Raw genomic sequence first — 26474 nt, forward strand, 5'->3', positions numbered from 1 at the left:
CTTTTCATTGGGCGGCGAGGATCAGCGCAGGCGCCGCGTCTCGCCGATCGCCCACAGCGTGAAATCCTCCGCGGCCACGCCGGCGGCCACCCTCGCCTGCGGCACGACATCCAGCGGCGCGTCGATCGCCTCGTCGGTCAGCGCGAACGTGCCCCAGTGCACCCCCATCCCCTGCCGCGCCCGGACGTCGCAGAACAGCCGCAAGGCTTCGAACGGATCGACGTGCTGGTTGCGCATGAACCAGCGCGGCTCGTACGCGCCGACCGGGATCATCGCGAAATCGATCGGCCCGGCACGCAGGCCGATCTCCGCCAGCCTTGGCGAGTAGGCGGTATCGCCGGCGTACCAGAGCCGGTAACCGGCATGCGCGATCACGAAGCCACCCCACAGCGATGCGTTCTCGTCGCCCCACAGCCGCCGCTTGCTCCAGTGCTGCGCCGGCACGAAGGTCAGCTCGACGGCGCCGACCTTGAGCTTGTCCCACCAGTCGAGTTCGACCGGCTCGGGCAAACCGGCGGCGGCAAGCCAGGCGCCGAGTCCGAGCGGCACGACAAAACGCGGCGGCCCGCCGGGCTGGGCCGCCAGCGCGCGGATCGAGCCGGCGTCGAGGTGGTCGTAGTGGTTGTGCGACAGCAGCACGACGTCGATGCGCGGCAACTCGGCCAGCGTTGCCGGCAACGGCACCCGCCGCTTCGGCCCCGCCCACTGCACCGGCGACGCGCGATACGAGAACAGCGGGTCGGTCAGCACGTTCAGCCCGCCGATCTGGATGAGCTGCGTCACGTGGCCGATCCAGGTCACGGCGATCGCGTCGGGCTCGGCGGCCACGTCGATCGGCGCCGGCCGCATCACCGCAATGCGTTCGGGCCGGTGCTCCGCACGCGCGCCCAGCCAGCGCGCCCATTGCCAGCGCAGAAAGGCGCCGAACCCGGGGCGGGTGATGCCGTCCGGATTGCGGAATCCATGGTCGGCATGGTGGACGGGGCGTGAGGACGGCACGGACAGGACTCCAGCAGCAAGCGGCAAAAAAACAGGGCGCCGCATGGCGCCCCGCTGGAACGAGACCGGCAGCACCGTAACCGAAGGCACATTTCGCCCCGATTCCCGCCGGCAGGTTCCGGGCCGAACCGCAGTCCGACCGATGGCCGGCTCCAACTCAACCGGCTGCACAGGGCGTCGGCAATACTCCGGCCTGCGCCCTCACCTACATTTCCACCGTAGCACTAGGCGTTCATTCCCGCCACATGGCCCGACGACCATGCCCACTGGAAGTTGTAGCCGCCCAGCCAGCCGGTCACGTCGACGACCTCGCCGATGAAGAACAGGCCCGGCACGTCGCGCGCCATCATGGTCTTGGAGTTGAGCCCGCCGGTGTCGACACCGCCCTTGGTGACCTCGGCCTTCTTGTAGCCGAGCGTCCCCGACGGCACGACCTGCCAGTCCGATAGCCGTGCCGCGATCTCGGCCAGCTGCTTCGGCAGGTACTGCTTGAGCGGCCGGATTTCGCCGAACTGCGCCGCCAGCGCCTGCGCGAAGCGCCGCGGCAGCCGCTCGGCGAGCACCGTCGACAGCAGCGCGTCGCGGTTGGCGTTCGCAAGAAAATCGGCCGGGTCGTCGTCGGGCAGCAGGTCGATATGCACCGGCTCGCCGGGCTGCCAGTACGACGACACCTGCAGGATCGCCGGGCCGGACACGCCCTTGTGCGTCAGCAGCACGTCCTCGCGGAACCGCGCCTTGCCGGCGCTGACCTCGGCGTATTCGAGCGCGACACCGGCGAGCTCGCCCCACAGGTCCTGCGGCTGGAAGGTCAGCGGCACCAGCGCCGCGGCGGTCGGCACGATCCCGAGCCCGAACTGCCGGGCAAGGTCGTAGCCGATGCCGGTTGCGCCGATCTGCGGAATCGACAGCCCGCCGGTCGCAACGACCAGCGACGCGCAGCACCAGGTCTCGCCGCCGGCATCGACCTCGAAGCCGCCATCGACGCGCCGGACCTCGGCAATCCCGGTCTGCATGCGCCAGACCACCCCGCCCCGGTCGACCTCGGCCTTGAGCATGTCGATGATCGCGCCGGAGCCCTGGTCGCAGAACAGCTGGCCGAGCGTTTTCTCGTGGTAGCTCAGCCCGTGAGACTCGACCAGCTTGATGAAGTCGTGCTGGGTGTACTGCGCCAGCGCCGATTTGACGAAGTGCGGGTTCTGCGACAGATAGCACTCGGGCCGTACATTCAGGTTGGTGAAGTTGCAGCGGCCACCGCCCGAAATGCGGATCTTCTCCGCGAGCTTGCTGGCGTGGTCGATCAGCACGACGCTGCGCCCCATCGCACCGGCGGTCGCCGCGCACATCATTCCGGCGGCACCGGCACCGAGCACCACCACGTCGATCGTCTTGCGTTCCATTGTTTCTCCCGGCAAGCGGCGATTGTAGCCGCCCCGCAGCCAGCGCGGTTTACACTGCGGAGATCAACCATCCGACAGGAAAGCGTCATGAGCCAGCTGATTCGCCGTTCCAGCCCGGAGGGTCAAGTCAAGAGCGGCCGGGGCACGGGCGGCCGCGTCAAGGCCGGCCGCGACACCGTGGCCACGCCGGGCGAGGTGCTGGCGTTCTGGTTCGGCTGCCCGGACGACCCGGACTACCTGCAGCCGCGCACGGCGTGGTTCAACAAGGACCCGGTCTTCGACGCCGCGATCCGCCGGCGCTTTCTCGCCACGGTCGAGGCAGCGCTCACCGGCGACTGCGACGACTGGGCGAGCGATGCGCACGGCACGCTGGCGCTGCTGATCGTGCTCGACCAGTTTCCGCGCAACCTGTTCCGCGGCAGTGCCAGCGCCTTTGCCGGCGACGAGATCGCCTGCCGGCTGGCGCACGCCGCGCTCGACGCCGGCTGGCACCAGACGCTGTCGCCGGTCGAACAGCTGTTCCTGTTCCTGCCGCTCGAGCACTCGGAATCGCTGGCCGACCAGGAGCGCATGGTCTCGCTGACCGAGCAGTGGCAAGGCGACGACGTGCTCGGCGAATTCCACCGTTACGCGGTGCTGCACCACGAGGTCATCGCCCGCTTCGGCCGCTTTCCGCATCGCAACGAGGCGCTCGGCCGCGCGCACACGGCCGATGAGGCCGACTATCTGGCCCAGCCGGGGTCGGGTTTTTGACCGGCGGCACCGGCAACAGACTGCTTGAGCCATTTGCCACAGCACTCATCGGTCAGCCCGTTAGTCATGTCTGGCGCGGACACGGTTCTGCCCTTTTTATCGAGTTTGGTCCGCTCACGCCAAAGCAGCGGCGGGACGGCACACCGGCCAACGATCGAGGCGCCATTACGTTGATGATCGAGTGGGGCTGGAGGATCGAACGGCCCCGTTCAATACTCGGAGGTTGCTGGAGTGACGAGCGGCGCTGGCCGAGTATGTTTAATCAACTCGCAGGCGCCCACGCCGAGCAAATCGAGCTCATCGGCCATCTGCCCGAGATCGTACTTTCACTCAGCAACGGCCTTCGGGTTGTGTCGTTCATGCCAGCCGAAGGACAGCCTGCCTGGGCACTGATAGCGCGGACTCCCGATCTCGGTTCATTGTCGGTTCAGCGTGGACGCCTCAGCCATCAGCGGCCAGAGCCATGAATACGGATTGCAACAAGATTTGCATCGGGGAAATCCGTTAGCCGCGACAGCAGCCCACCGGCATTCTTGACTGCAAATCAAGCGGCTATGCCCGGTAGAATACGTACATCCTTCTGCCCGGAGTCCCCATGTACAAGGTTATTGCCTCCGACCTCGACGGCACGCTGCTCGACGGCGACCACACCGCCTCGGCCTTCACCGCCGAGACGCTGCAAGCGCTGCAGGCACGCGGCGTTCCGCTGATCATCGCCACCGGTCGCCACTATTGCGACGTCCGCGGCATCCGCGCCGCGCTGGGCATCCGTGCCCACCTGATCACGTCGAACGGCGCCCGCGTCCACGATCCGGACAACCAGCAGATGTACGCGAAGAACATCGCGCCGGCGATCGTGCGCGAGATGATGCAGCCCGAGTTCAGCGACGGCGCCACCGTCAACCTCTATCTCGACGAGGAATGGCTGATCGGTGCGCCGTGCGAGTGGCTGATGGACATGCACAAGGATTCCGGCTTCACCTACCGCGTCGCCGACCTGCCGAACCACAGCGGCGAAGGCGTCGGCAAGGTGCTGTACATCGCCGAGCCCGAGCACCTCGCCAAGATCGAAGCGAAGCTGTATGAGCGCTTCGGCCACGGCCTCTACATCACCTACTCGCTGCCGGACTGCCTCGAGATCATGGCACCGACCGTTTCAAAGGGCCACGCCCTGCAGGTGGTGCTCGATTCGCTGCAGTTGCAGATGGCGAACTGCGTCGCTTTCGGCGACGGCCTGAACGACCTGGAAATGCTCGGCACCGCCGGCCATCCGTTCATGATGGGCAATGCCAATCCGAAGCTAGTGGCGCTGCTGCCCGAGGTGCCGCAGATCGGCCGCAATACCGACGCAGCCGTGGCGCTGAAGCTGCGCGAGCTGTTCAGGCTCGAGCGCTAAGCCGCACCGCCGCCCGTCCCGCCCCGAACGCGCCCGCAGCCCCGCTGCCGGCGCGTTTTGCCATGCTGGAAAGATGATCCGATCCGGAGTCGTTGCCGTGAAACGCATTCCGATGACCGTCGCCGCACTGCTGCTGAGTGCAACGGCGTGGGCGGCCGGTGGCGGTGGCAGCCGGCCGGTCCGCAGCGACGACGAAGCGCCAAGGGCGATCGCCAGCGCCCGCCAGTACATCGACCTGCAGCAGTGGGACAAGGCGCTGCAGGTACTCGACGCGGCGCGGCAGCGCGACCCGCGCAATGCCGACCTGTGGAACTGGACCGGTTACTGCGAGCGCAAGCGCGGCAAGCTGCAACAGGCGTTCGCCGCCTACGACGAAGCACTGCGGCTGGACCCGCGCCACCTCGGTGCACACGAGTACCTTGGCGAAGCGTGGCTGCTGGCCGGCCAGCCCGACAAGGCGCAGGCACTGCTCGACCAGCTGCGGGGACTCTGCGGCAGCTGCGACGAGGAACGCGACCTCGCCGCAGCCATCGACAGCTATCGCCGGGCCGCCCCGTCCGGGAACGGTCCCGAGAACGGCTATTAGGCTTCGCTACCCGCTTCCGGCGCCTCGACCACGGCTTCAAAAGCGTTCTGCTCCGGGTCGAACTGGTACAGCGCGCCCTGCTGGATGTCGAAGTACCAGCCGATCAGCGCCAGCTCGCCCGCCGCGACGCGCTCGGACACGAAGGGGAACGACATCAGGTTGTCGAGCGAGACGATGATTGCCGCCATTTCGCAGGCGCGGACCTGTGCCTCGGGACTCTTGTAGTCCAGTTCGGCCAGCACCCGCTGCCTGGCCGGATCGGCGATGCTGACCCAGCTCCCGATGAAGTCGGTTCCGCTCGATGCATCGTCACCGGCCATCAGTGCGCCGATTCCGCCGCAGGCCGAATGGCCCATCACGACGATCTGCCGGACCTTGAGGCTCTTGACCGCGTACTCGATCGCCGCCGACACGCCGTGGTACTGGCCGCCGGTTTCGAACGGCGGCACCAGGTTGGCGACGTTGCGCACGACGAACAGGTCGCCCGGGTCGCAATCGGTCAGGATCGCCGGGTCGACGCGCGAATCGGAACAGCCGATCAGCAGCGTCTTGGGCTTCTGCCGGCGCTTGAGGCTTTCGAACAGCTTGGTGTCCTCGCCGAAGTACTTGTGCTGGAAGCGGCGGAAGCCGCCGATGAACTTTTCGATGTCTTTCATGCTCAGTAGATTCCATGACGTTCCGCGCCGCCGGAATGGGCACGGGGTGTAAACATCCCGGTTGGGGATTCTACCTGTTGCGGCGCGGCATCGCCTTTGGCCTTGTGTAAGAACCTGTCTGCGAACTCGACACCGGCCGAAGCAGCCGGCTACATTGGACGGAATCGGCGGCCCGGATTGTTCTATTTTTTTGAACTATCTATTGCATATTTTTCGCTATCCCGTCACAAGCCCAAGGCAATACTATTTGCCACAGATCAATAATTCTGAATAAGGATTCTTCATGTCGCGAGACCGCTACGACCCGCTGCAGATGTCGCTGCACTGGCTGATGGCGCTGCTGATCTTCTCGGCCTTTGGCCTGATCTGGTACTTCAACAGCCTCGAGCTCGGCCCGCAGACGTTCAAGCTCAAGTTCCAGGTGATCGCCTGGCACAAATGGGCCGGCATCAGCGTGATGTTCCTGCTGATCCTGCGGCTGGCGTGGCGGCTCGGCCGGGGCGCACCGGCGCCGCTGCCGGGCCAGCCGGCGTGGCAGCTCAAGGCTGCCGCCGGCATCCACCACCTGCTGTATCTGCTGATGTTCGCGCTGCCCTGTATCGGCTGGCTGATGAGTTCGGCCAAGGGTTATCCGGTCGTGCTGTTCGGCGAGTGGCCGCTGCCCGACCTGGTCGGCAAGAACGCCGAACTCGGCGAGACGCTGGCCGAGATCCACTACTACCTCGGCTATACGCTGCTGGCACTGGTGGTGCTGCATGCCGCAGCCGCCATCAAGCATCACCTGATCGACCGCGACGCCACCCTGTCGCGCATGTTGCCCTGGGGCCGCTGATCCGGCGCCGGACATCCACAAGGAGAACTCGATGACCCGTTTCCGTACCACCCTGATCGCCGCGGCGCTCGCCGCCGCCGTGATCGTTCCGGCCCAGGCCGCGCAGACGCTGAACGCCGGCAAGAGCCAGATCGGCTTCACGTTCAAGCAGATGAACACGCCGAGCGACGGCAGCTTCAAGCGCTTTGCCGCCAGCGTCGATTTCGACCCGGCCAAGCCGGAAGCCACCAAGGCCGAGTTCACCGTCGACCTCGCCAGCATCGACACCGGTAGCCCGGACGGCGACAGCGAGGCCAAGAAGAAAGCCTGGTTCAACACCGCGGCCACGCCGAAAGCGACGTTCACCGCCAAGAGCGTCAAGGCGCTCGGCAACGGCAAGTTCGAAGCGCGTGGCCCGCTCACGATCAAGGGCGTGAGCCGCGACATCGTCTCGACCTTCACCGCCAAACAGAGCGGCGCCGAGCTGCAGCTCGACGGCAGCTTCCCGCTGCTGCGGCTGCAATACAAGCTCGGTGACGGCGACTGGGCCGATACCGGCGCCGTGGCCGACGAAGTGCTGGTCAAGTACCGCTTCGTGCTGAGCGGCAAGGCCGGCAAGTAAATCTTTTCCCGCCCCACTACTGGAGTCACCACCAATGAAAAAACTGATCCTCGCCACCGCCTTCGCCACCGTTGCTTCGGCCGCCTTCGCCGCACCGGAAACCTATTCGATCGACCCGTCGCACACCGCCGCGCACTTCGCGGTCGACCACCTCGGCTTCTCGACCCAGTACGGCGCATTCGACAAGACCAGCGGCAGCATCGTGCTCGACGCCGAGAAGAAGACCGGCAGCGTCGATATCATCGTCGACACCGCCAGCCTCGATTCGGGCTGGGATGCACGCGACAAACACCTGAAGGGCGAGGACTTCTTCAACGTCGGGAAATACCCGACCGCGACGTTCAAGTCCAAGAACCTCAAGTTCGACGGTGACAAGCTCGTCGCCGTCGACGGCGACTTCACCCTGCTTGGCGTGACCAAGCCGCTGACGCTGGCCGTGAACAACTTCAAGTGCGGCCAGCACCCGATGATGAAGAAGGCATGGTGCGGCGCTGCCGCCACCGCGACGCTCAAGCGCAGCGATTTCGGCATGAAAGCTTACCTGCCGGCCGTGGGCGATGAAGTCAAGCTGACGATCCAGGTCGAGGCCGGCAAGCAATAAAACCGCCTGTCTGCCCGCTGCAAAAAACCCGCGCTCGCCGCGGGTTTTTGCTTGTTTGCCGGCCTCGGCCGTGAAAGGCCGTGCCTATGCTGTAAGCACATGGGCCAGCGACAAGTTTTCACGAGGGAAGCGAAAAACACGCGCGAACGAGCCCTGTCATGGGACTAGGAGGTCATCATGAGCAAAGGCACATCCACCCCTTCGATCGCCTGCGTCGCCCTGCTGACGGGGCTGCTGCTGCCGCCGGCACTGGCCGGCTACAGCGGCCCCGGCAGCGACGCCACCGACGTCGACACCGTCACCGCCGCGCTGCAGGCACCGGACAAGACCCCGGTCAGCCTCGAGGGCTATGTCATGCGCAAGCTCAAGGGCGAGCGCTACGAATTCCGCGACAAGAGCGGCGCAATCGGTGTCGACATCGACGAAGAACACTGGCCCAAGGAGGCCGTCAACGACCGGACCAAGGTCCGCCTGATCGGCGATATCGATCGCGCACTCAGTTGTGTCGGCGTCGCGGTGCAATCGATCGAGATCGTGCCCGACGACACCCCGGCCAAGCCGGCACCGCAGAAAACGACCTCGTCGAAAAAACCGGCAACGCCGGCCGTCGCCACCAAGAAGGGCAAGGTCGCGAACTAGTGCTCTGCACGTGACAAATCGTTCGTGAAGGGCGTTGTATTTTTGTGTGAATCAAGGCGCGAGGAGGAGTCATAGCCGTAGCTATGGCGACGACGAGCAACGTAGCGTCACGCAAAAAGGCACGCCAAAAAACGAAAGATTTGTTGCGTGCGGAGCACTAACGCCCGGCGAGCCAGCGACCGATCCGGTCGTCGCCGGCCAGCGCATCGAGCCACCAGCGCAAGGCCCGGCCCGCACCACTGGTTCGCCAGGCGGCGTAGAGCCGGGTCGGCGCCTTCAGCTCCGCCAGCGCCTTCTGTACCAGCCGCCCGTCCGCGAGATAGGGTGCGGCGACGCAGCGCGGCAGGTAGCCGCAACCGAGTCCGGCCAGCTGGACTTCGAGCTTGGACGCCAGGTCCGGCACCGTCAGCGTCTCCTGCCCCGAAAGGATACCGACCGTCCGCGGCATCAGGTGGCGCGAGCTGTCGGCGATCGCGCAGGCGCGATGCTGCTGGATCTGCGCCGCCGGCAGCGGTTCGGCCTGCGCCGCCAGCGGATGGTGCGGCGCGACGGCGAAGATGAACTCGCAGTCGCCGAGATAGTGCGTCGCGTAGCCGCCGCCGTGCGGGCCGTCGAGCGACGCGCCGATCACCAGGTCGGCGCGGTGGTCGACCAGCGCCTCCCAGACGCCGCCGAGCGTTTCGCGCGAGAAGCGCAGCCGCGTACCGGATTCGAGCGCGTCGAACTCGGCGATCCAGCCGTGCAGCAGCGACAGCGGCATCAGCGCATCGATCGCGATATTGAGTTCCGTTTCCCAGCCGGTCGCCACCCGCTTGACCCGGCACTCCAGGTCGCCGGCCGCGCGCAGCAGGTGGCGCCCCTCCTCGAGCAGCGTTTCGCCGGCCGGCGTCAGCCTGGCGCGGTGGCCGCTGCGGTCGAACAGCTGCACATCCAGCTCATCCTCCAGTTTCTTGACCATATAGGTCACCGCCGAGGGCACCCGGTGCACCGCCTCGGCGGCGGCGGCAAAGCTGCCCTTGCGCGCGATCGCGTCGATGATTTCCAGCGATTCGAGGTTGAGCCTGAGCATGGCGATATTCCATTCATAAATTTGAACAAGATGTCCATATCTTTTCGCTATCAACGCGGCAAGTCAAGAATTAGCATGGCATCACTGGTTCAACAACTTAGAAGGAGATCACGATGATCAAGCTGCGCAAAGCCAACGAACGCGGTCACGCCAACCACGGCTGGCTCGATTCATGGCACAGCTTTTCATTTGCCGGCTACTACGACCCGGCCCATGTGCACTTCGGTGCGCTGCGGGTGATCAACGACGACCGCGTCGCACCGGGCATGGGCTTCGGCACCCACCCGCACAGCGACATGGAAATCGTCAGCTACGTGCTCGACGGCGAGCTCGAGCACAAGGACAGCATGGGCAACGGTTCGGTGATCCGCCCGGGCAGCGTCCAGCGCATGAGCGCCGGCACCGGCGTGCGGCATTCGGAGTTCAACCCGTCCAGGCAGAACGCCGCACACTTCCTGCAGATCTGGATCATCCCGGACCGCAAGGGCGTGACGCCGTCGTACGAGGAAACGCATTTCGGCGACGAGGAAAAGCGCGGCCGCCTGCGGCTGGTCGCCAGCGGTGACGGCGCCGACGGCTCGGTGACGATCCATCAGGATGCCCGGCTGTACAGCGGGCTGTTCGACGGCGCCGAGTCCGCGACGCTGCCGCTGGCACCGGATCGCCGCGCTTATGTCCACATCGCGCGCGGCAGCGTCGAGGTCAACGGCATTGCGCTGGAGGCCGGCGACGCACTGATGCTCAGCGACGAGGCGGCGGTGAGTGTCGCCGGCGGCAGGCAGGCCGAGGTGCTGGTGTTCGACCTCGCCTGATGGCCGTCACCTTGACCGTACGGTCAAGGTCGCCGGCCGGTGAAGCGCCGGGCCATCGCAGCCGGGGGCTTCGCTGACCGAATCAACGACTGGGCGGATGTTCCCGCCCGATGTTCAGCGCTGCTTCGTGTCGGGCGCGAGCCGGCTCAGGATTGCATGCGCCGCATTGATCCGGGCCGGAATCGGGAAGTTCCGGTTCGCCAGCATCACGATACCGATCCGCTCCTCGGGCACGAAAGCCACGTAGGCGCCGAATCCGTTCGTTGCGCCGGTCTTGTTGAACAGTGTCGCGCCTGACGGCTTGCGCGGCGGGGTCAGCTTCACCGCCGCATTGGGTTTCATGCTCACCTCCGGCGAGTTGCCGGCCTGCAGTCGCTGCAGCGAAACCGGATACGGATACTGCTCCCAGCCCAAGCCCTGCACCATGTCGCCGATCCTGAAGTAGCCAGTATGGCTACCCTCGACGGCGCGCCGCATCGGCCCTTCAAGCTTGGCCGGATCGATGTTTGCCTGTACGAAACGGGCCATGTCGGCGGCCGTGGATTTGATGCCGTAGGCTTCGGCATCGAACATGCCCGGATTCACCCGGATGGCTTTGTTCGTCTTGTCGTAGCCCCATGCATAGCGGGCCATCTCGCCCTGCGGCACACGGACATAACTCTGATTCAGCCCTAGCGCCGGGAAAAGCCGGGTTTCCACCGCGTCGGCAAAATTGCTTTTCAGTGCGATCGCGATGACATGCCCGAGCAGACCGATGCTGGGGTTGGAATACCGGCGCTGCACGCCGGGTTCGGCATCGGGCTGCCACTGCCGGAAGTAGTCGATCATTTGCGCATCGTCCGACACGGCATCGGGAAACTGCAGCGGCAAGCCACCGGCGCTGTAGGTGCCCAGTTCAAGCAGGCTGGCCTTGTCGACCGGATAGCCGGCCAGCGCCGGCATGAATCGCCCGGGGTGATCGCCCAGCGACAGCTTTCCGGTTTCCTGCGCGTACAGCGCCAGCGTTGCCGTGAACGTCTTGCTGACGGAGCCGAGTTCGAACAGCGTGTTCTCGCTGACCGGGGTATGGTCCTGCCGCGACGCAACGCCATAGCTGAAGAAGTGCGGCCGGCCGCCGACGATGACCGCGACGGCCATGCCGGGCACGTCATACTGCTGGATCACCGGGCGCATTGCCGCATCGACGATGCCGCGGATTCGGGCGTCGTCGTCGGCCGCGTGAGCAACGAAGGGAAGGCAGGCCGCGGCAGCGGACGCGAACAGGGCGATGAGGCTGGGCAAGGCGGTCAAACGATTTCCTTTTTCAGCGGGGCTTCGGCGGTCGGCGCCATTCGCCGGGCGGCAAAGCGTGACCGGTTTGCCAGCCACCGGCAATCCGGCAAATTCCCGCCCTCCCCCGGTACCGTCAGAGCGGCTTGACCACCCACTTGAGGCCATCGTCGTCGGGGTGTGGCTTGATGGCGAAGCCGAGCGACTTCATGAACGACAGCATGGTCTTGTTGCTGGTCAGCACCTCGCCCTCGACCACCGACAGGCGCATTTCGCGTGCGGCGTCGAACAGCGCGTTCATCAGCCGGTTGCCGAGTCCCTTGCCCTGCCAGGCGTCGTCGATGACGATCGCGAACTCGCAGCTGTCGTAGTCCGGATTGACGACGAAGCGCGCGACCGCGACGATCGCCTCGCCGCCGCCCGACTCGACCGCGGCGACCAGGGCCATTTCGCGCGCGTAGTCGATCTGGGTGAACCGCGCGAGCTGGATCTGCGGCAGCGATTTGAGCGTGCTCATATAGCGGTTGTAGCGCGTCTCCTCCGACAGGCTGGCGACGAAGGCGATGATCAGCTCGGCGTCCTCGGGGCGGATCGGCCGGATCGTCACCGGCATCCCGTTCTTCAACTGGGCCACCTGCACCAGTTGCGACGGGTACGGGTGGATCGCCATGTGGCCGTAGCGGCGCGCGTCCGGCGCCACCGGCGCGACGATGATCCGTGCATCGACGGCAATCACGCCGCCCTCGTCGGCGACCAGCGGATTGATGTCGAGATGCTGGATCTGCGGCAGCTCGCAGACCATTTCCGACACGCGCAGCAGCACGGCCTTGATCGCATCGACGTCGGCCGCCGGCTGGTTGCGGAAGGTCTCGAGCATTTTCTTGACCTTGGTGCGGCGGATCAGGTTCTCGGCGAGGTATTCGTTCAGCGGCGGCAGCGCCACCGCGACGTCGTTGAAGATTTCCACCGCGATGCCGCCGGCGCCGAACGTAATCACCGGGCCGAAGGCGCGGTCGTGGGCCACGCCGACCATCAGCTCGCGGGCGTTCTTCTTGCCGTGCATCGGCTGCACCGTCAGCCCCTTCAGGCTGTCGCCGAGCCGGTCGCGCGCGCGCGCGAGCATCTTGTTCGCCTCGGCCGCGACCTGGACCAGGCTGGTCAGCCCCAGCGCAACGCCGTCGACGTCGGTCTTGTGCAGCACGCCCTCGGCGTCGATCTTCAGCGCCACCGGCAGGCCCATGCCCATTGCCGCGTTGACCGCTTCGTCGGCACTGGCGGCGCGCATCGTCAGCGTGACCGGGATGTTGAACGCACGCAGGATGGCCTTGGACTCGATCTCGTCGAGCACGCTGCGCCCGCTCGCGAGCACGCCGTCGATGATCAGCCGGGCGGTATCCAGATCGGGCGCATCCCACTCGCCGATCGGTCCCGGCGTCTGCAGCAGCAGCTGCTGGTTGTGCTGCCAGGCGGCGAGCGAATAGAACACCTCGATCGCCTGTTCCGGCGCATGGAAGTAAGCGCAGCCGGCCTTGGCCAGCAGGTTGCGGCTGGCCTCGACCTTCTTGCCGCCGATCCACGCGAACAGGATCGGCTTGTCGTGCGCCTTGTGCAGCGCGGCGAGCAGCCTGGCGGTTTCCATGTGATCGGTACCGGCCTGCGGCGTGAAGATCACCAGCACGCCGTCGACATCCGGATCGTCGAGCACGATGTTCGTCGCCGCCTCGAAGCGCGACGCCGGCGCGTTGCCGACGATGTCGACCGGATTGTCGCGGCTGGTCTGGCCCGGAATGATCGCGTCGAGCCGCGCCACCGTGTCGTTTGATAGCTTGGGCAAGGGCACGTTCAGGTCGCGTGCGCGGTCGACCGCCATCAGCCCGGCACCAATGCCGTTGGTCAGGATCGCCAGCCGGCGGCCCTTGGCACGGTAGTTGTTGGTCAGCACCCGCGCGGCGGTGAAGATCTGGTTGATCGAACGGACCCGCAGCACGCCGGCGCGGCGCAGCGCGTTGTCGAACACGTCGTCGCGGCCGATCAGCCGTTCCGAGTGCGTGCGGCCGAGCTTGACCTCGTCGTCGTAGCGGCCGACCTTGAGCACCAGCACCGGCTTGGAGCGCGCCGCGGCGCGCAGCGCCGACATCAGCGTGCGCGCCTCGCGCACGTCTTCGATGTACAGCAGGATGCTCTTGGTCTTGTTGTCGGCAACGAGGTAATCCAGCGTCTCGCCGACGTCGACATCGGCGGCCACGCCGAGCGACACCACCGACGAGAAACCGATGTCGTGCGACTCGGCCCAGTCGAGGATCGCCGACGTCACCGACGACGACTGCGACACCAGTGCCATATTGCCGGGCTTGATCTTGCCGAGGTAATTGGCTGCGGCGAACTTGCTGGCGCCGCGCGCCATGCCGAACACCGTCGGCCCGATCAGGCGGATGCCGTACTGGCGCGCCCGCACGAGGATGCGGTCGAGCAGCTTGCGGGTTCTGGCGTCGGTACCGACGAAATCGCAGCTCATGATCACCACGGCCTTGATCCCCGCGCGGCCGCATTCGTCGATCACGTCGGGCAGGGTTTTCGACGGCGTGGTGATCAGCGCCAGCTCGACCGGGCTACCGATGTCGCGCACATGCCTGAACGCGGCGACGCCCTGCACCCTGGCATGCCGCAGGTTCACCGGATGAACCTTGCCCGAGTAGCCGGACTCGAGCAGATTGGCCAGGACCACGGCCCCGACCGAGCCGGCACGATCGGATGCGCCGATCACCGCCACCGAACGCGGATCGAACAGCGGGGTCAGGTAGTGTTTTTTCATGGCGCGGGCCCTTGCCGTCTATGCCGTCATTCTAAATGCAGCGCGACGACGCGCGCTGCGGCAGATCAATTCAGCCGCATTCTGCCACCGCCTGATTGCGCCGGATGCGGCCGAAATCACCTACCGTTATAATTCCGCCGTTTCCCTCCCACACCCTTCCAGGACGCAGCATGGACATCAGCAAGATCCCGGCCGGCAAGGACCTGCCGAACGACTTCAACGTCATCATCGAAATCCCGGCCAACGCGCCGCCGGTGAAGTACGAATTCGACAAGGAAGCCGGCTGCATCATCGTCGACCGCTTCGTCGGCACCTCGATGTCGTACCCGATGAACTACGGCTTCGTGCCGCACACCCTGTCGCTCGATGGCGATCCGGTCGACGTGCTCGTGCACACCCCGTTCCCGCTGTCGCCGGGCATGGTCATCAAGTGCCGCGCCATCGGCGTGCTGGGCATGGAAGACGAAGCCGGCCAGGACGCCAAGGTCATCGCCGTGCCGGTCGAGAAGGTGTGCGCGATGTATGCCCACATCCAGAAGCTCGAAGACCTGCCGGAACTGCTGCTCGCGCAAGTGAAGCACTACTTCGAGCACTACAAGGATCTGGAGAAGGGCAAGTGGGTCAAGGTCACCGGCTGGGGCGACAAGGCCGCCGCCCAGGCCGAGATCGTCACGAGCTTCGAGCGCGCCCAGAAAGGCTGATCCGCCTTCCGCGCCATGCAAAGCCGGTCTGTCGACCGGCTTTTTTCATGGCCGCGCCATCGTTGCCGCTGCCCCGCCACGCATGGATGACGGGTTGTTTATTGATACCGTATCAATGTAATCAATTACATTTGAAACAATATTGGCTTAGGCATACAGTCCTTCTCGTTGAGTTTCACAACTTTTCACACAAAAAGCCGCTGCTAGTAACAACAAAGCAGCTGGCGCTGAAACATTTGCTCACGCAGAGAAGGAGTCATTTCGTGAAGACGCTGTATCGCACTACCCTTTCCGCCCTGTTGCTCGCCGCCGGGATCGCCGCGCCGGCCATGGCCCAGGTCACCATCGGCGGGTCGATGGAAACCGACATTCTCTACGAAGGCTCGAATGCCGACGGCTTCGCCGACAACGCCCAGCTCGACGTCGAGCCGCGGATCTTCATCCAGGGCGACGACAAGCTCGACAACGGCTCGAGCGTGATCTGGAAAATCTGGACCGGCGCCGAAAACTACCGGACCGGCAAGGACAACGACGTCAACGGCGGCAACGGCCCGGCCACCTGGGGCGACCGTGAAGCGTGGGGCGGCTGGAAAGGCAACTGGGGCCAGGTGCGCTTCGGCAAGATCTACGCACCGTCCTACATGGCGCTCGACTGGCCGTACGCGGCGCAGGGTGGCTCGATGCACGTCGAGGAGGTCGGCGTGCTCGGCTTCAACGTCGAGAACTCGATCGTCTACGATTCGCCGGTGATCAACGGCTTCAACGTCTCGGCGATGTACTCGCTGCGTACGCAACAGAACAATGTCGATGGCGGCGGCAACGAATACTTCGCCGACATCACCGGCGGCTACAGCGGCCACAATGCCACGGTCAACGTCGGCTACCAGCAGGCCAAACCGCGGCTGCAGAGCGGCGGCGTCAGCGACGATGTCGACAAGTTCACCTTCGTCGCCGGCGGCTACACCTTCGGCGACAGCGGCTGGACGATGCGCGCCGGCTACAAGTGGTGGGACTGCAAGGCCTCGGCCGCGGCCAACGGCGCTGCCGGCACCGATCAGGGGCTGGATGACAACGTCGGCGGCTGCAACTACTTCACCGGCCCGGAACAGCAGCAGGCGTGGGTCCAGGGTATCTACACCACCGGCAAGCACAGCTTCTCGGTCGGCTACAACTACTTCTGGGGCGCCAAGGACATCAACGGCAACAAGATCGACGACAGCGACAGCCAGACGCTGCTGGCGCGCTACACCTACGCGCTGTCGAAGAACACCTCGGCCTACCTTGACACCCGGTTCAGCACCAACGACACCAACGGCACCATCGGCGCCACCTACGGCACCTCGTACAAGCCGGGCACCGATTCGTACCGTATCCTGATCGGCACCTGGACCGGCTTCTGAGCCAGCCCCCTGCCCCGACAAAAAGCCCGCGCCAGCGGGCTTTTTTTTGCCTGTCCCCCGCCCCAAGCCTTCGCCAAAGCCCGCTCAGCCCCCCACCCGCACCGGTCACACCGCACGAGCGATCCCCCCCCACTGCGCCGCCATTCGTCCGGGCTCGACCGGCCATGCTTACTAATGCAACACAAATGAAATGGGTATTTTGAAAAAATTTGTAATTTCAAATAAAAATTTGCATTATGCATATGGGCTTGGCGCAACGACAAAGCCGAATCAATCTGATTTCACGATTTTTCGGCCGACATACCGCGATTGCAGCCAGGCCAATTGATCTTGAAGACTTGGGTCGAACCGACAAGGAGCTTTCATGCAAATCCGTACGCTGCGCCGCCACACCCTTTCCGTCCTGCTGCTTGCAGCCGGCCTTGCCAGCCCCGCCTGGGCGGAAGTCACCATCGGCGGCTCGATCGAAACCGACATCCTGCTCGAAGGCTCGGAGGCCGACGGCTTCCGCGACAACGTACAGCTCGACGTCGAACCGCGGCTCTTCTTCGCCGGTGAAGACAAGCTCGACAACGGCTCGAGCGTGATCTGGAAGATCTGGACCGGCGCCGAAAACTACCGCAGCGACTCGGCCACCAACAACGACAACAACAGCGGCAACGGTTCGCGGACCTGGGGCAACCGGGAAGCGTGGGGCGGCTGGAAAGGCGGCTGGGGCCAGGTACGTCTGGGCAAGATCTATTCGCCGTCGTACATGGTGCTCGACTGGCCGTACGCCGCACAGGGCGGCTCGATGCACGTCGAGGAAGTCGGCCTGCTCGGCTTCAACATCGACAACGCCATCGTCTACGACTCGCCGAATCTGAGCGGCTTCACCGTCTCCGGCATGTACGCGCTGCGCACGCAGGCGAACCAGGTCGACGGCAACGGCAACGAATACTTCGCCGACATCACCGCCGGCTACAGCGGCTACGGTGCGACCGTCAACGTCGGCTACCAGCAGGCCAAGCCGCGGCTGAAAGACGGCCACGTCAGCGAAGACAACGACGAATTCGCCTTCATCGCCGGCGGCTACACCTTCGGCGACAGCGGCTTCACCCTGCGCGGCGGCTACAAGTGGTGGCAGTGCACGGCGTCGGCCAAGGCCGGTGCCGGCGAAGGCGGCGGCTTTGCCACCAATGTCGGCGGCTGCAACTACTTCACTGGCCCGGAACAGCAGCACGCCTGGGTGCAGGGCATCTACGCCTTCGGCAAGAACAGCTTTGCGCTCGGCTACAACTACTTCTGGGGCGCCGAGGACATCAACGGCAACAAGATCGACGACAGCGACAGCCAGACCTTGCTGGGGCGCTATACCTACACGTTGTCGAAGAACACCTCCGGCTACTTCGACGTGCGTTACAGCACCAACGATACCAACGGCAACATCGGTGCCACCTACGGTACCTCGTATGGTACGAAAGCCGGCACCGACTCGTACCGGCTGCTGCTCGGCACCTGGACCGGTTTCTAAGCGCGTCTCCTGTACGGTTTCAAGCCCGCTCGATGCGGGCTTTTTTTACATCCGTGCAGCACGCGCACCAGCATCGCCACACGGCACCTTTTGAGTGCAACACGGCCAAGGCCCTGGCCGGCGCCGCACCAAACCGGCGCAGCCATTCTGCCGATCCGGCCCCAAAATCTGGCAAATTTCCTTTGAAAACAGCCACCTGATCACACCGGCACGCTGCTTGCTTTCGGTGCACGCCACACAAGGCGCACCGATTCAAGGCGCCAATATCAGGGAGCATGCAGTGAGCCAATTCCAAACCAGCACCGACGTGCTGTTCATCCTGCTCGGGGCGATCATGATCCTGGCGATGCACGCCGGATTCGCCTTCCTCGAGCTCGGCACCGTCCGCAAGAAAAACCAGGTCAACGCGCTGGTGAAGATCCTCACCGACTTCGGCATTTCGGCGATCGCGTATTTCTTCATCGGCTACGGCATCGCCTACGGCACGCACTTCTTCGGCCCGGTCCACGAGATCGCCAAGGACAGCGGCTACGAGCTGGTGCGCTTCTTCTTTCTGCTGACCTTCGCCGCGGCGATTCCGGCCATCGTCTCCGGCGGCATTGCCGAGCGCGCCAGGTTCCACCCGCAATCGGCCTCCACCTTCCTGCTGGTCGGCTTCGTCTATCCCTTTTTCGAAGGGATGATGTGGAACAACAATTTCGGCATGCAGGACTGGTTCAAGGCCGTGTTCGGCGCGCCGTTCCACGACTTCGCCGGCTCGGTCGTCGTCCACGCGGTCGGCGGCTGGATCGCGCTGCCGGCCGTGCTGCTGCTCGGCGCGCGGCGCGGCCGCTACCACAAGGACGGCGGCGTTGCCGCACACCCGCCATCGAGCATCCCCTTCCTCGCGCTCGGCGCGTGGATCCTCATCGTCGGCTGGTTCGGCTTCAACGTGATGAGTGCGCAGAAGATCGCCGGCATCTCCGGCCTCGTCGCGATGAACTCGCTGATGGCCATGGTCGGCGGCACGCTGACCGCGATGTGGGCCGGCAGGAACGACCCCGGCTTCATCCACAACGGCCCGCTCGCCGGCCTGGTCGCCGTCTGCGCCGGTTCGGACGTGATGCACCCGCTCGGTGCGCTGGTCGTCGGCGGCGTCGCCGGCGCCGGCTTCGTCTGGCTGTTCACCGTGGTGCAGAACCGCTGGAAGATCGACGACGTCCTCGGCGTGTGGCCGCTGCACGGCATCTGCGGCGCCTGGGGCGGCATCGCCGCCGGGCTGTTCGGTCTCGAAGCACTCGGCGGCGCTGGCGGCGTGAGCTTCTGGGCGCAAGTGGTCGGCACGCTGCTGGGCGTGGTGATCGCCTTTGTCGGCGGCCTGATCGTCTACGGTGCGCTGAAAAAGACCGTCGGCCTGCGCTTGAGCGACGAGGAGGAATTCAACGGCGCCGATCTGTCGATCCACAAGATCAGCGCGAGCCCGGAGCGCGAATCAAGCTGGTAAAACCAAGGCCGGCGCTCAACGCCGGCCGATTGCCGTGACAATGGCCCGCTGCCTCTGCACGGGTACATCAGTCCAGATCAATCGATATAACCGTGCAGGCTCCAGAACACGACCTTGCCCTTGCGGGCGGGCATGATCGTATTCCGCCTGATCACCTCGACCTTTGGCTTGACAATCAGCGGCTTCCATAGGCCGTTGCACGGACATACATCGCCGGAGCGTACAATCTTTCCAAGCGGCATTGATACTTTCGGTTGCATCCTCATTCCCAGTCAGGCAATCAGCAAACTGCATGACATCACAACAGACACCGAAAAATCATCAGCCGCTTCTTAAAGAAGTGCAGGCATCACCGCAAAACCGCCACAACCGGGCAACTGACCGGCCACGAAAAAAAACCCGGCCAAAGGCCGGGCAAACGTTGCTCAAGTGATTCCTTATCCCGGCATGCCGGTTTGCACATCGCCCGATCAGGGCAATCCGGTTGCTACGGTTGTGCAAGGGCAATGCCCAGGTTTTTTCGGTACTGGCCTTGCTACCGCTGCGGGCCAGCGCGCCGGAAGCGCGGGCAGACCAGCCGCCCTCTCCCGAAATCCGGCAGCTGGACAATGCATATTCATGCCGGTTGTTCACCGGCGCTGATCGACCAGCGGATACCGAAGCGGTCGACCAGCGTGCCGAAGCCCAGCGCCCAGAAGGTCGGGCCGAACGGCATTTCAATGGCGCCGCCATCCGCCAGGGCATTGAAAAGCCGCTCGCCTTCGTCGCGGCTTTCCACACACAGCGTCAACTGAAAACCTTGGTGCGCCTTAGCGCTCAGATCGCAATCGGACAACATCAATTGCGTTTCGCCCACCTGCAACAGCGAATGCATGATTTTATCTTTCCAGCCGGACGGTACCGTCATGCCCGGATTGGCCGGCGCATCGCTGAACCGCGATACACACAGCGCCTTGGCACCCACGGCCTTGGTATAGAAATCCAAAGCTTCTTCACATTTTCCGTTCAGAAAAACATAGGTCAACAATTTCATTACGATCTCCAATTCAAGATGGCATCAAGAAACAACCGCGCAGGCTTGGCAGCACCGGCATTCAAACGGGCGATTGCGGGGCCCGCTGCCGGATCTGTGCCAGCAATTCATCCGCCGGCACCGGCATGCTGAAAATGGCACCCTGTACCTGATCACAACCGACAGCCTTGGCCAGCGCCAGATCCGCAAGGCGTTCAACGCCTTCGACCACGGTGGTCAATTGCAGTCGTTGCGCCATGCGCATGGCCGAATCCAGTAACTGCGTTGCCCGCGCATTGCCGGCGGCGTCGTGCACCAGGCTGCGGTCGAGCTTTACGTGCGTCAGCGGCAATTCGCCCAGCCAGCGCAAATTGGCGAATCCGTTGCCGAAATCGTCCAGCACTACGCCCACACCGGCCAGCCGCAGCCGGACCAGATTGCCCAGTGCCACGGCACTGGCCGCAGGGCGGGCCGACTCGGTGATCTCGAGTTCGAGCAAGGCCGGCGCCACGCCGTGCAGCCGCGCCAGCCCGAGCAGCCGGTCCGGCATCGCCAAATCCTGCAACATCGGCCAGTCGCAATTGATCGACACCGGCACCGCACAGCCCGCCGCCTGCCAGGCCTGCAGATCGGCCATCAGCTGGGCCACCAGCGCATCCGTCAGCGCACTCAGCAACGGCACGTCGTCGAACACCGCGGCAAAGGCCGCCGGCGCCAGCACGCCATGCTGCGGGTGCTGCCAGCGTGCCAGCATTTCGGCGCCGACGATGCGGCCATGCTTCAGGCAGACCTTGGGCTGGTAATACGGCACGAACTGCCCGGCTGCGATGGCCGGGCCGATTTCGCTCAGCCCGAGCCGTGGCGACCGGGGCTGTTGGCCGGATACATCGGGAAGCGCATCCACCGACTGCCGCAGCAGCGCCTGCAGCTTCAGCGCCGATATCGGCTTGCTCAGCCCGCCCAGCACCGGCACACCATAATCCCGCGCCAGCCGCACCGCCACATCCAGCAGCTGGGCATCGTGTGCGCTGGTCACGATCAGTCGCGGCGCCGCGGCGCCCCAGTGCCGCAGCCAGTGAATGAACTCGATGCCGTCCATTTCGGGCATCTGCAAATCCAGCACGATCAGATCGACCGAGCCTTGTGGCATCGTGGCCAGTTTTTCGCAGGCCGATGCCGCATCAGCAAAGGTCAGCACCTCCGCCACGCCGGCCTGCCGCAGCATTTCGCTCATGGCCAAACGCTGCGGGGCGTGATCGTCGATGACTACCGCACACTGCATGGAAAGTCCCAGTCGTTCTGTCCCAGCACTCGCCGGTGGGCACATTACTTGATAGCCGTCAGTCAAGCAGCTTGGGGGGGGCGATGGCGAATCCGCTATTCATAAGACAGCGTGTAATCCAACATACCCGCGACAGTACCTGCGGTAACCTTAGTTGCTGTCTGATAGAGCCGGGCATTGAATTTTAAATCAGCTGAGCCGCCGCTGGAGCCAGCCTGTGTAACAGCGGTTGTCGTCCCCAACGGGAAAGGAGTCACACCATCCTCCTTCAAGACTTGAATTGCGACGCCGGTTGCGGCATTGCCACCGGTATTTATTGCAAATGCGCCGACCACCTCCGAAACCTGCGAAGTACGCGGCACTATCAGCGCCTTGATGCGGGTATCCGGGTCGCATCCAATCACGCCAACCTTGAAGTTACTGGATTTTGATACGGACCCCGGCCCTTTAAAATCACTTGTCAAAGTATCAACCAGCGGGACATTCACGTTCACGGAAGATATCTGAATATTGCAAGTTGGTGCCGCCACGCTAATGCTTGCAGCAATTTTAATCGATCGCCAACCAAACCTTTTCCTCTCGATCAAGTCTATCAACTCAAAACTAGAAATGGTCGAATTGATAGACTCCCCCCTATACCCCCCAGAAAATGGCCTAATTAGCACAAGCTCGTACTTCACCGAAGTCTGAAATAAAGTTTCGAACCCTGAAATATTTTCAAAATTAGTCAATCGAATTCTTCGATCACCACCATAAAACGAATCGGTATTCGTAACAACGCCTGGGTATTCCGCTTCAGGCGCCAGAGCATCAATCCGCAACCCAAAATATCCTTGCCCAATCGGAAGAATTCTTTCGCCACCAACAAAGGCACTTGTTACATGATTAAACATGACATGATCTAAATTATTTACGTCCCCACCTTCAGCAGCCCTTCTCCAGCACCTGTAAGTCGGGCTCCTAACAACGTTTGACCAAACAACTGTCCCGACAGCAGTTTGACGACTAGGCGAAAGCGACAATCCGGAAATACTTAATCCGTTTGCATGTGCGTCCAATGTACCAGAATCGCAGCCAAAATAGCGAGTCTCCTCTTGTGCAGCGTACGCCCCTCCCCCCAGCAGCAATATCGAAACAGCCAAACCTACCAAAATATTCATTGGGTTTCTCATTTAATACTCTCCCACTACCCCGACTTTCCAGGCGCTGATGCCGAATACCAAATCGGCCGAAAATTACTGACATACCATCGGCTGATGAATCAATTTAACTGGCTCGCTTTCAACCTGAGCGGGTAGCTCATAAGTAAATCCACACCTTGATGCTTCCTTTCCATCCATTTTTACCGTCAGGTAGCTCAGACCTAAATTCAGTCCCTTGACCAGCACCCGTCCACCTTGCGCCATCACCCCGCGCTCATTGCCATCGGCATCGACCACGCTGGCGCCGAACGGGATGGCTTGGCCATCGGCACGGCGGAGCTTGAAGCTAACCGTGCGGCCCTTGTCTGTAGTTTTGAACTTCACCGGCACCACGGCACCGGCAGTCGGCACCGCGTGTTCCAGCGTCGATTGCAGCTCGATGTTGAGTGGTATGCCCTTAGGGTCGAGGGCAATGTCGTTCTGGCTGTAAGCCTGCGCACCGGCGATCAGCGCATGCCCCCAGGGGTCGACACGCAGGCCGCTGCCGTTCAGCACCCGGGCGCCGGCGGCGCCGTCCGCTTCGACCACCACAAAGGTGTCGCTGCTGTCCGGGCTGAACGCCACGCCGCCGCCGTACAGCACCATGCTGCCGCTGGCGCTGACGCTGGCCTGGCTGCTGTCGCCGCTCTTGCCGGCGCTGGCGCTCAGGCGGGCAATGGGCGTGGTGTAGCCAATATTGCCGTTGATATCGGTCTGGCCGCCATCGTCGCCGCGGCTGGCGTAGCCGGCGCTGAGGCCGTAGCTGAAGTCGCGGTTGCGCCCCAGCGAGCCGGACAGCGATTCGCGCGCGCTGTAGTCACCGCTGGCCGAATCGTACTGGACCGAGGTATTGCTGTTGGCGTAGCCGCTGCCATAGCCGCCGCCGAGCGGGATCGACACGTTCAGCATGGCGCGGTTATCCCATTCGTCCCGCGTGGCGTCGAAATCGCGCGAGAGCGAGAGGTTGTAATTGATGTTGCCGAAGCGGTTGTTGTAGCCGAACTGGAACTGGGTATCTCGGTCTGCGCGGTTCCAGTAGGTCTGCGACGAGCCGCTGAGGTAGAACGAGCCCCAGCCTTCGGGCAGCGCCTGGTTCAGCGTCAGCTGCAGGCGGCCGCGCGAGATGCCGGTCATGCCGTGGCTGATGCCGCGGGCATCCAGATCGCGCAGATACATGGCGTCGGACAGGTTCAGATAGCCCTCAGTCGAGTAGCGGTAGGCGGCCACGGAGATATTGGTGTCCGTCGGCAGCAGCCTTGAGTAGCTCAAGCGGTAACTCTGGCCGCTGCGGTCTGCTTCGTTGTCCAGCTGCGTGCGGGCGGCGGTGACGTCGAAGCCGAAAGCGCCGTAGTCGGTATTCAGCGCCACGCCCAGCGCGGCGGCGGTGTAGCCCTCGGCGACGGTCAGGCCGCCGTAGCCGGTCAGCAGGTTGGTAAAGCCGTGCTGCAATGTGAGTTGTCCGACCAGCGGGGCATCGCCCTCCATCCGGCTGTCGCGGTATTCGCCGACCAGCGCGTTGTAGCGCGTGATGCCGGGCCGCAGCGCCGCCACGGCGGCGGCATACGGAACGCGGGAGACATGCTCGCTGCCGTCGGCTTCGGTGACGATGACTTCGAGGTCGCCACCGTAGCCAGTCGGGTAGAGATCGGTGATTTCGAACGCACCCGGCGCCACGGTGGTTTCGTAGAGGATGTTGCCGCCCTGCTTGACCTGCACCTTGGCGTTGGTATTGGCGGTACCGCGCACCACCGGCGCATAGCCACGCTGCGATTGCGGCAACATGCGGTCATCCGAACCGAGCTGTACGCCACGGAAGCCGAAACTGTCGAGCACAGTACCGTCCGAATAGGCATCGCCCAAGGTCAGTTGACTCTTCAGCGGCGCAATGGCGCGCTGCAGATAGGTGCGCGAGGCCTGGTAATCACTGCCGCTGCTGTCGCTATAGCTGTAACTGCCGCTATGGCGGAAGCGCCACGGGCCGAGGTTGAAGCCGGCATCCAGACCCAGATAGCTCTGGGTATCACGGTAGCCGTTGCTTTCGGTGTGGTAGACGTTGGCGTTGTATTGCAGGATGGCCGCCGGCACGCCGTCGTCCCACGATTCGGGGTCTACCTCGCCGCGCGCCGCCTGCTTCAGCGCCGCCTGCGGAATGCTGATGTCCAGCCGCTGTTTGCCGGCATCGAAGCTGCTGCCGGCCTTGTCGACCAGTTGGTCGAGCCGAATGCAGCTTGCATCCATCTCGGCCAGTTTTTGCGCGGTCTCGGGCGGGAGTACACCGAAATTCATGCCGGCTTTTTCCAATAGATCCCGACTGATGCAGGGCCGCGTTTCGCCATCTTGATCGCGCATGTTGATGTCCTTGCGGCCGTACCATGCGTTGTTGATGTAGACATCGACGCGGTAGGTACCCGGCAATACCACGTTCTTTTTGCCGAACTGACTGACATCCGGCCGGGTATTGCCCGATGCGCGCAGCATCGAGGCATCGAATTGCAAATCCACGACCTGCGTAACGGCAATTTCGCCCGCCGCCCAAGCGGGTGAAACACTCACCGCAAAGGCTGCGCACAATGCGGCATATCCTCTGCGAACCCTAAAGTGGGCAAATTCATTGCGTCCGACCAACACCAGCAATTACTCCATACCCCCCCAAAAAAAACAGGAATCGGGCTCCATTTTTATCAAAGAATCAGAAACAGCACCTGCAGCAACGGTGCCAATCGGCAATCTGCCGAATACTTTCTATCCGCCGACACACCTTGCAGAACATGGCGCCATTTATTTCAATTCGGCTTCATTGGCATCGGTGCCGCCGTAATCATTGATCGAACCAAATTCGACTTTTGCACCACCACCATTGGCCACACCCGCCTTCAACTCGACCTCTCTGGTTTCGCCCGGTGCAATCATGCCGACTTCGTCCAGCGGCATATCTTTTCCGCCACTGACAAGTTTTGCATCCACAATGGAAACGTGATAAAGACCAGGATTGTTGATCGACAACATCTGCTTGCTGCCTTCAGTTTTGACATGCCATTGCAATTGCCCCGGGGCATCCTTGACATTGCCGGCCAGCCCCTCAGGGCGATAGAACATCTTGATCCGGGTACGCACCACCAGTTGCAACGTATTGACATCCGGCTTGTCCGCCTTGGGCGGCACTTCGAGCACGTTGAGCCAAAATACCGATTCACGATCTTGCGGCAGCGTCTCTTCGGCCCGCACAATGCGCAGCACCTGCCCGCCATTAGGGTCAACACGGGCAATGGGCGGCGTCACGATAAACGGCACATCCACCGCACCGGGCTCTGCCTTCGGGTCGCCCTTGTCCAGCCAGGATTGAATCAACACCGGACGTTCGCCGGCGTTCTGCAACTTAACCGTTACTTCAGAATCCGCACCATTGAAAATGGCACGGGTATTGGAAATGACAATGGCGGCCTGCGCCGGCACCAACAGCACCACACCAATCCCGAGGCA

General features: G+C 63.6%; 24 protein-coding genes. 12 read left to right on the forward strand and 12 right to left on the reverse strand.

From position 1 onward, the window contains the following. Positions 1-21 precede the first annotated feature (21 nt). The gene (locus tag BJP62_RS05815; RefSeq protein WP_168163803.1) at positions 22-999 is read right to left on the reverse strand and encodes an MBL fold metallo-hydrolase; all 978 of its coding nucleotides are present in this window, start codon (positions 997-999) and stop codon (positions 22-24) included. A 224-nt stretch (positions 1000-1223) separates the two neighbouring features. After that, a complete protein-coding gene (locus BJP62_RS05820) occupies positions 1224-2396 on the reverse strand; it encodes an NAD(P)/FAD-dependent oxidoreductase (protein WP_070527690.1) in 1173 nt (390 codons plus the stop codon). Between the two features lie 87 nt (positions 2397-2483). On the opposite strand from BJP62_RS05820, the gene BJP62_RS05825 reads away from it, so the two are divergent. The 3 genes from BJP62_RS05825 to BJP62_RS05835 all read left to right on the forward strand — a co-directional run bounded on the left by BJP62_RS05825 (position 2484) and on the right by BJP62_RS05835 (position 5131). Beyond that, complete coding sequence (locus BJP62_RS05825) at positions 2484-3149, forward strand: DUF924 family protein (RefSeq protein WP_083300731.1); 666 nt, start codon at positions 2484-2486, stop codon at positions 3147-3149. A 595-nt stretch (positions 3150-3744) separates the two neighbouring features. Next, positions 3745-4545 (forward strand): Cof-type HAD-IIB family hydrolase, encoded by an 801-nt coding sequence (locus BJP62_RS05830; protein ID WP_070527694.1) that lies wholly within the window; start codon positions 3745-3747, stop codon positions 4543-4545. Positions 4546-4642: 97 nt separating this feature from the next. Beyond that, the gene (locus tag BJP62_RS05835; RefSeq protein ID WP_070527695.1) at positions 4643-5131 is read left to right on the forward strand and encodes a tetratricopeptide repeat protein; all 489 of its coding nucleotides are present in this window, start codon (positions 4643-4645) and stop codon (positions 5129-5131) included. On the opposite strand, the gene BJP62_RS05840 is transcribed toward BJP62_RS05835, so the two are convergent. Then, positions 5128-5787, reverse strand: coding sequence for a carbonic anhydrase (locus BJP62_RS05840; RefSeq protein ID WP_070527698.1), 660 nt, complete (start codon positions 5785-5787; stop codon positions 5128-5130). The genes BJP62_RS05835 and BJP62_RS05840 overlap by 4 nt on opposite strands. A gap of 283 nt (positions 5788-6070) precedes the next feature. Here BJP62_RS05840 and BJP62_RS05845 point away from each other — a divergent pair, with 283 nt between their 5' ends. The 4 genes from BJP62_RS05845 to BJP62_RS05860 all read left to right on the forward strand — a co-directional run bounded on the left by BJP62_RS05845 (position 6071) and on the right by BJP62_RS05860 (position 8460). Continuing rightward, on the forward strand, positions 6071-6619 hold the full coding sequence (locus BJP62_RS05845) for a cytochrome b (protein WP_070527701.1): 549 nt from the start codon (positions 6071-6073) through the stop codon (positions 6617-6619). Between the two features lie 31 nt (positions 6620-6650). Further along, entirely contained in the window at positions 6651-7220 is a 570-nt protein-coding gene (locus tag BJP62_RS05850; protein WP_070527704.1) for a YceI family protein, read from the forward strand. A 34-nt stretch (positions 7221-7254) separates the two neighbouring features. Continuing rightward, the gene (locus BJP62_RS05855; protein ID WP_070527707.1) at positions 7255-7821 is read left to right on the forward strand and encodes a YceI family protein; all 567 of its coding nucleotides are present in this window, start codon (positions 7255-7257) and stop codon (positions 7819-7821) included. A 177-nt stretch (positions 7822-7998) separates the two neighbouring features. Further along, positions 7999-8460, forward strand: coding sequence for a YgiW/YdeI family stress tolerance OB fold protein (locus BJP62_RS05860; RefSeq protein ID WP_070527710.1), 462 nt, complete (start codon positions 7999-8001; stop codon positions 8458-8460). A gap of 157 nt (positions 8461-8617) precedes the next feature. On the opposite strand, the gene BJP62_RS05865 is transcribed toward BJP62_RS05860, so the two are convergent. Continuing rightward, the gene (locus BJP62_RS05865) at positions 8618-9529 is read right to left on the reverse strand and encodes a LysR family transcriptional regulator (RefSeq protein WP_070527713.1); all 912 of its coding nucleotides are present in this window, start codon (positions 9527-9529) and stop codon (positions 8618-8620) included. 113 nt (positions 9530-9642) lie between these two features. Here BJP62_RS05865 and BJP62_RS05870 point away from each other — a divergent pair, with 113 nt between their 5' ends. Beyond that, positions 9643-10341, forward strand: a complete 699-nt coding sequence (locus tag BJP62_RS05870; protein ID WP_070527715.1) for a pirin family protein — start codon at positions 9643-9645, stop codon at positions 10339-10341. 114 nt (positions 10342-10455) lie between these two features. Here the strand turns inward: BJP62_RS05870 and ampC are convergent, their stop codons facing one another. Next, positions 10456-11631 (reverse strand): class C beta-lactamase, encoded by a 1176-nt coding sequence (ampC, locus tag BJP62_RS05875; RefSeq protein ID WP_374749751.1) that lies wholly within the window; start codon positions 11629-11631, stop codon positions 10456-10458. A 115-nt stretch (positions 11632-11746) separates the two neighbouring features. After that, on the reverse strand, positions 11747-14422 hold the full coding sequence (locus BJP62_RS05880) for a bifunctional acetate--CoA ligase family protein/GNAT family N-acetyltransferase (protein WP_070527718.1): 2676 nt from the start codon (positions 14420-14422) through the stop codon (positions 11747-11749). A 170-nt stretch (positions 14423-14592) separates the two neighbouring features. Between BJP62_RS05880 and ppa the strand changes: the two genes are divergently transcribed. From ppa to BJP62_RS05900, 4 genes are all read left to right on the forward strand, one after another. Further along, positions 14593-15123: an inorganic diphosphatase gene (gene ppa, locus BJP62_RS05885; RefSeq protein ID WP_070527721.1), complete on the forward strand. Its 531-nt coding sequence runs from the start codon at positions 14593-14595 to the stop codon at positions 15121-15123. A gap of 263 nt (positions 15124-15386) precedes the next feature. Then, entirely contained in the window at positions 15387-16523 is a 1137-nt protein-coding gene (locus BJP62_RS05890) for a porin (protein ID WP_070527724.1), read from the forward strand. A gap of 364 nt (positions 16524-16887) precedes the next feature. Next, positions 16888-18036: a porin gene (locus BJP62_RS05895; RefSeq protein WP_070527730.1), complete on the forward strand. Its 1149-nt coding sequence runs from the start codon at positions 16888-16890 to the stop codon at positions 18034-18036. Positions 18037-18316: 280 nt separating this feature from the next. Continuing rightward, positions 18317-19519: an ammonium transporter gene (locus BJP62_RS05900; protein WP_145927118.1), complete on the forward strand. Its 1203-nt coding sequence runs from the start codon at positions 18317-18319 to the stop codon at positions 19517-19519. 77 nt (positions 19520-19596) lie between these two features. Here BJP62_RS05900 and BJP62_RS18320 read toward each other — a convergent pair whose 3' ends face one another. From BJP62_RS18320 to BJP62_RS05920, 6 genes are all read right to left on the reverse strand, one after another. Beyond that, complete coding sequence (locus BJP62_RS18320) at positions 19597-19779, reverse strand: hypothetical protein (RefSeq protein ID WP_145927119.1); 183 nt, start codon at positions 19777-19779, stop codon at positions 19597-19599. 356 nt (positions 19780-20135) lie between these two features. Then, complete coding sequence (locus BJP62_RS05905) at positions 20136-20552, reverse strand: VOC family protein (protein WP_070527733.1); 417 nt, start codon at positions 20550-20552, stop codon at positions 20136-20138. A gap of 61 nt (positions 20553-20613) precedes the next feature. Further along, on the reverse strand, positions 20614-21879 hold the full coding sequence (locus BJP62_RS05910) for an EAL domain-containing protein (protein ID WP_145927120.1): 1266 nt from the start codon (positions 21877-21879) through the stop codon (positions 20614-20616). Between the two features lie 29 nt (positions 21880-21908). After that, positions 21909-22973: a fimbrial protein gene (locus BJP62_RS17920; protein ID WP_168163804.1), complete on the reverse strand. Its 1065-nt coding sequence runs from the start codon at positions 22971-22973 to the stop codon at positions 21909-21911. A gap of 75 nt (positions 22974-23048) precedes the next feature. Further along, positions 23049-25496 (reverse strand): fimbria/pilus outer membrane usher protein, encoded by a 2448-nt coding sequence (locus BJP62_RS05915; protein WP_168163805.1) that lies wholly within the window; start codon positions 25494-25496, stop codon positions 23049-23051. A gap of 276 nt (positions 25497-25772) precedes the next feature. Next, the gene (locus tag BJP62_RS05920) at positions 25773-26456 is read right to left on the reverse strand and encodes a fimbria/pilus periplasmic chaperone (RefSeq protein WP_205700971.1); all 684 of its coding nucleotides are present in this window, start codon (positions 26454-26456) and stop codon (positions 25773-25775) included. Positions 26457-26474 lie beyond the last annotated feature (18 nt).

Source organism: Jeongeupia sp. USM3 (assembly GCF_001808185.1).
Taxonomy (GTDB): Bacteria; Pseudomonadota; Gammaproteobacteria; order Burkholderiales; family Chitinibacteraceae; genus Jeongeupia.

Bases quoted from the DNA above. Each gene is read 5' to 3' on its own strand.
- BJP62_RS05820 (WP_070527690.1), bottom strand. From the start codon at position 2,396: ATGGAACGCAAGACGATCGACGTGGTGGTGCTCGGTGCCGGTGCCGCC.
- BJP62_RS05830 (WP_070527694.1), top strand. From the start codon at position 3,745: ATGTACAAGGTTATTGCCTCCGACCTCGACGGCACGCTGCTCGACGGC.
- BJP62_RS18320 (WP_145927119.1), bottom strand. From the start codon at position 19,779: ATGCAACCGAAAGTATCAATGCCGCTTGGAAAGATTGTACGCTCCGGC.
- BJP62_RS17920 (WP_168163804.1), bottom strand. From the start codon at position 22,973: ATGAATATTTTGGTAGGTTTGGCTGTTTCGATATTGCTGCTGGGGGGA.
- BJP62_RS05880 (WP_070527718.1), bottom strand. From the start codon at position 14,422: ATGAAAAAACACTACCTGACCCCGCTGTTCGATCCGCGTTCGGTGGCG.
- BJP62_RS05895 (WP_070527730.1), top strand. From the start codon at position 16,888: ATGCAAATCCGTACGCTGCGCCGCCACACCCTTTCCGTCCTGCTGCTT.
- BJP62_RS05825 (WP_083300731.1), top strand. From the start codon at position 2,484: ATGAGCCAGCTGATTCGCCGTTCCAGCCCGGAGGGTCAAGTCAAGAGC.
- BJP62_RS05865 (WP_070527713.1), bottom strand. From the start codon at position 9,529: ATGCTCAGGCTCAACCTCGAATCGCTGGAAATCATCGACGCGATCGCG.
- BJP62_RS05840 (WP_070527698.1), bottom strand. From the start codon at position 5,787: ATGAAAGACATCGAAAAGTTCATCGGCGGCTTCCGCCGCTTCCAGCAC.
- BJP62_RS05855 (WP_070527707.1), top strand. From the start codon at position 7,255: ATGAAAAAACTGATCCTCGCCACCGCCTTCGCCACCGTTGCTTCGGCC.
- BJP62_RS05845 (WP_070527701.1), top strand. From the start codon at position 6,071: ATGTCGCGAGACCGCTACGACCCGCTGCAGATGTCGCTGCACTGGCTG.
- BJP62_RS05870 (WP_070527715.1), top strand. From the start codon at position 9,643: ATGATCAAGCTGCGCAAAGCCAACGAACGCGGTCACGCCAACCACGGC.
- BJP62_RS05850 (WP_070527704.1), top strand. From the start codon at position 6,651: ATGACCCGTTTCCGTACCACCCTGATCGCCGCGGCGCTCGCCGCCGCC.
- ppa (WP_070527721.1), top strand. From the start codon at position 14,593: ATGGACATCAGCAAGATCCCGGCCGGCAAGGACCTGCCGAACGACTTC.
- BJP62_RS05860 (WP_070527710.1), top strand. From the start codon at position 7,999: ATGAGCAAAGGCACATCCACCCCTTCGATCGCCTGCGTCGCCCTGCTG.
- BJP62_RS05905 (WP_070527733.1), bottom strand. From the start codon at position 20,552: ATGAAATTGTTGACCTATGTTTTTCTGAACGGAAAATGTGAAGAAGCT.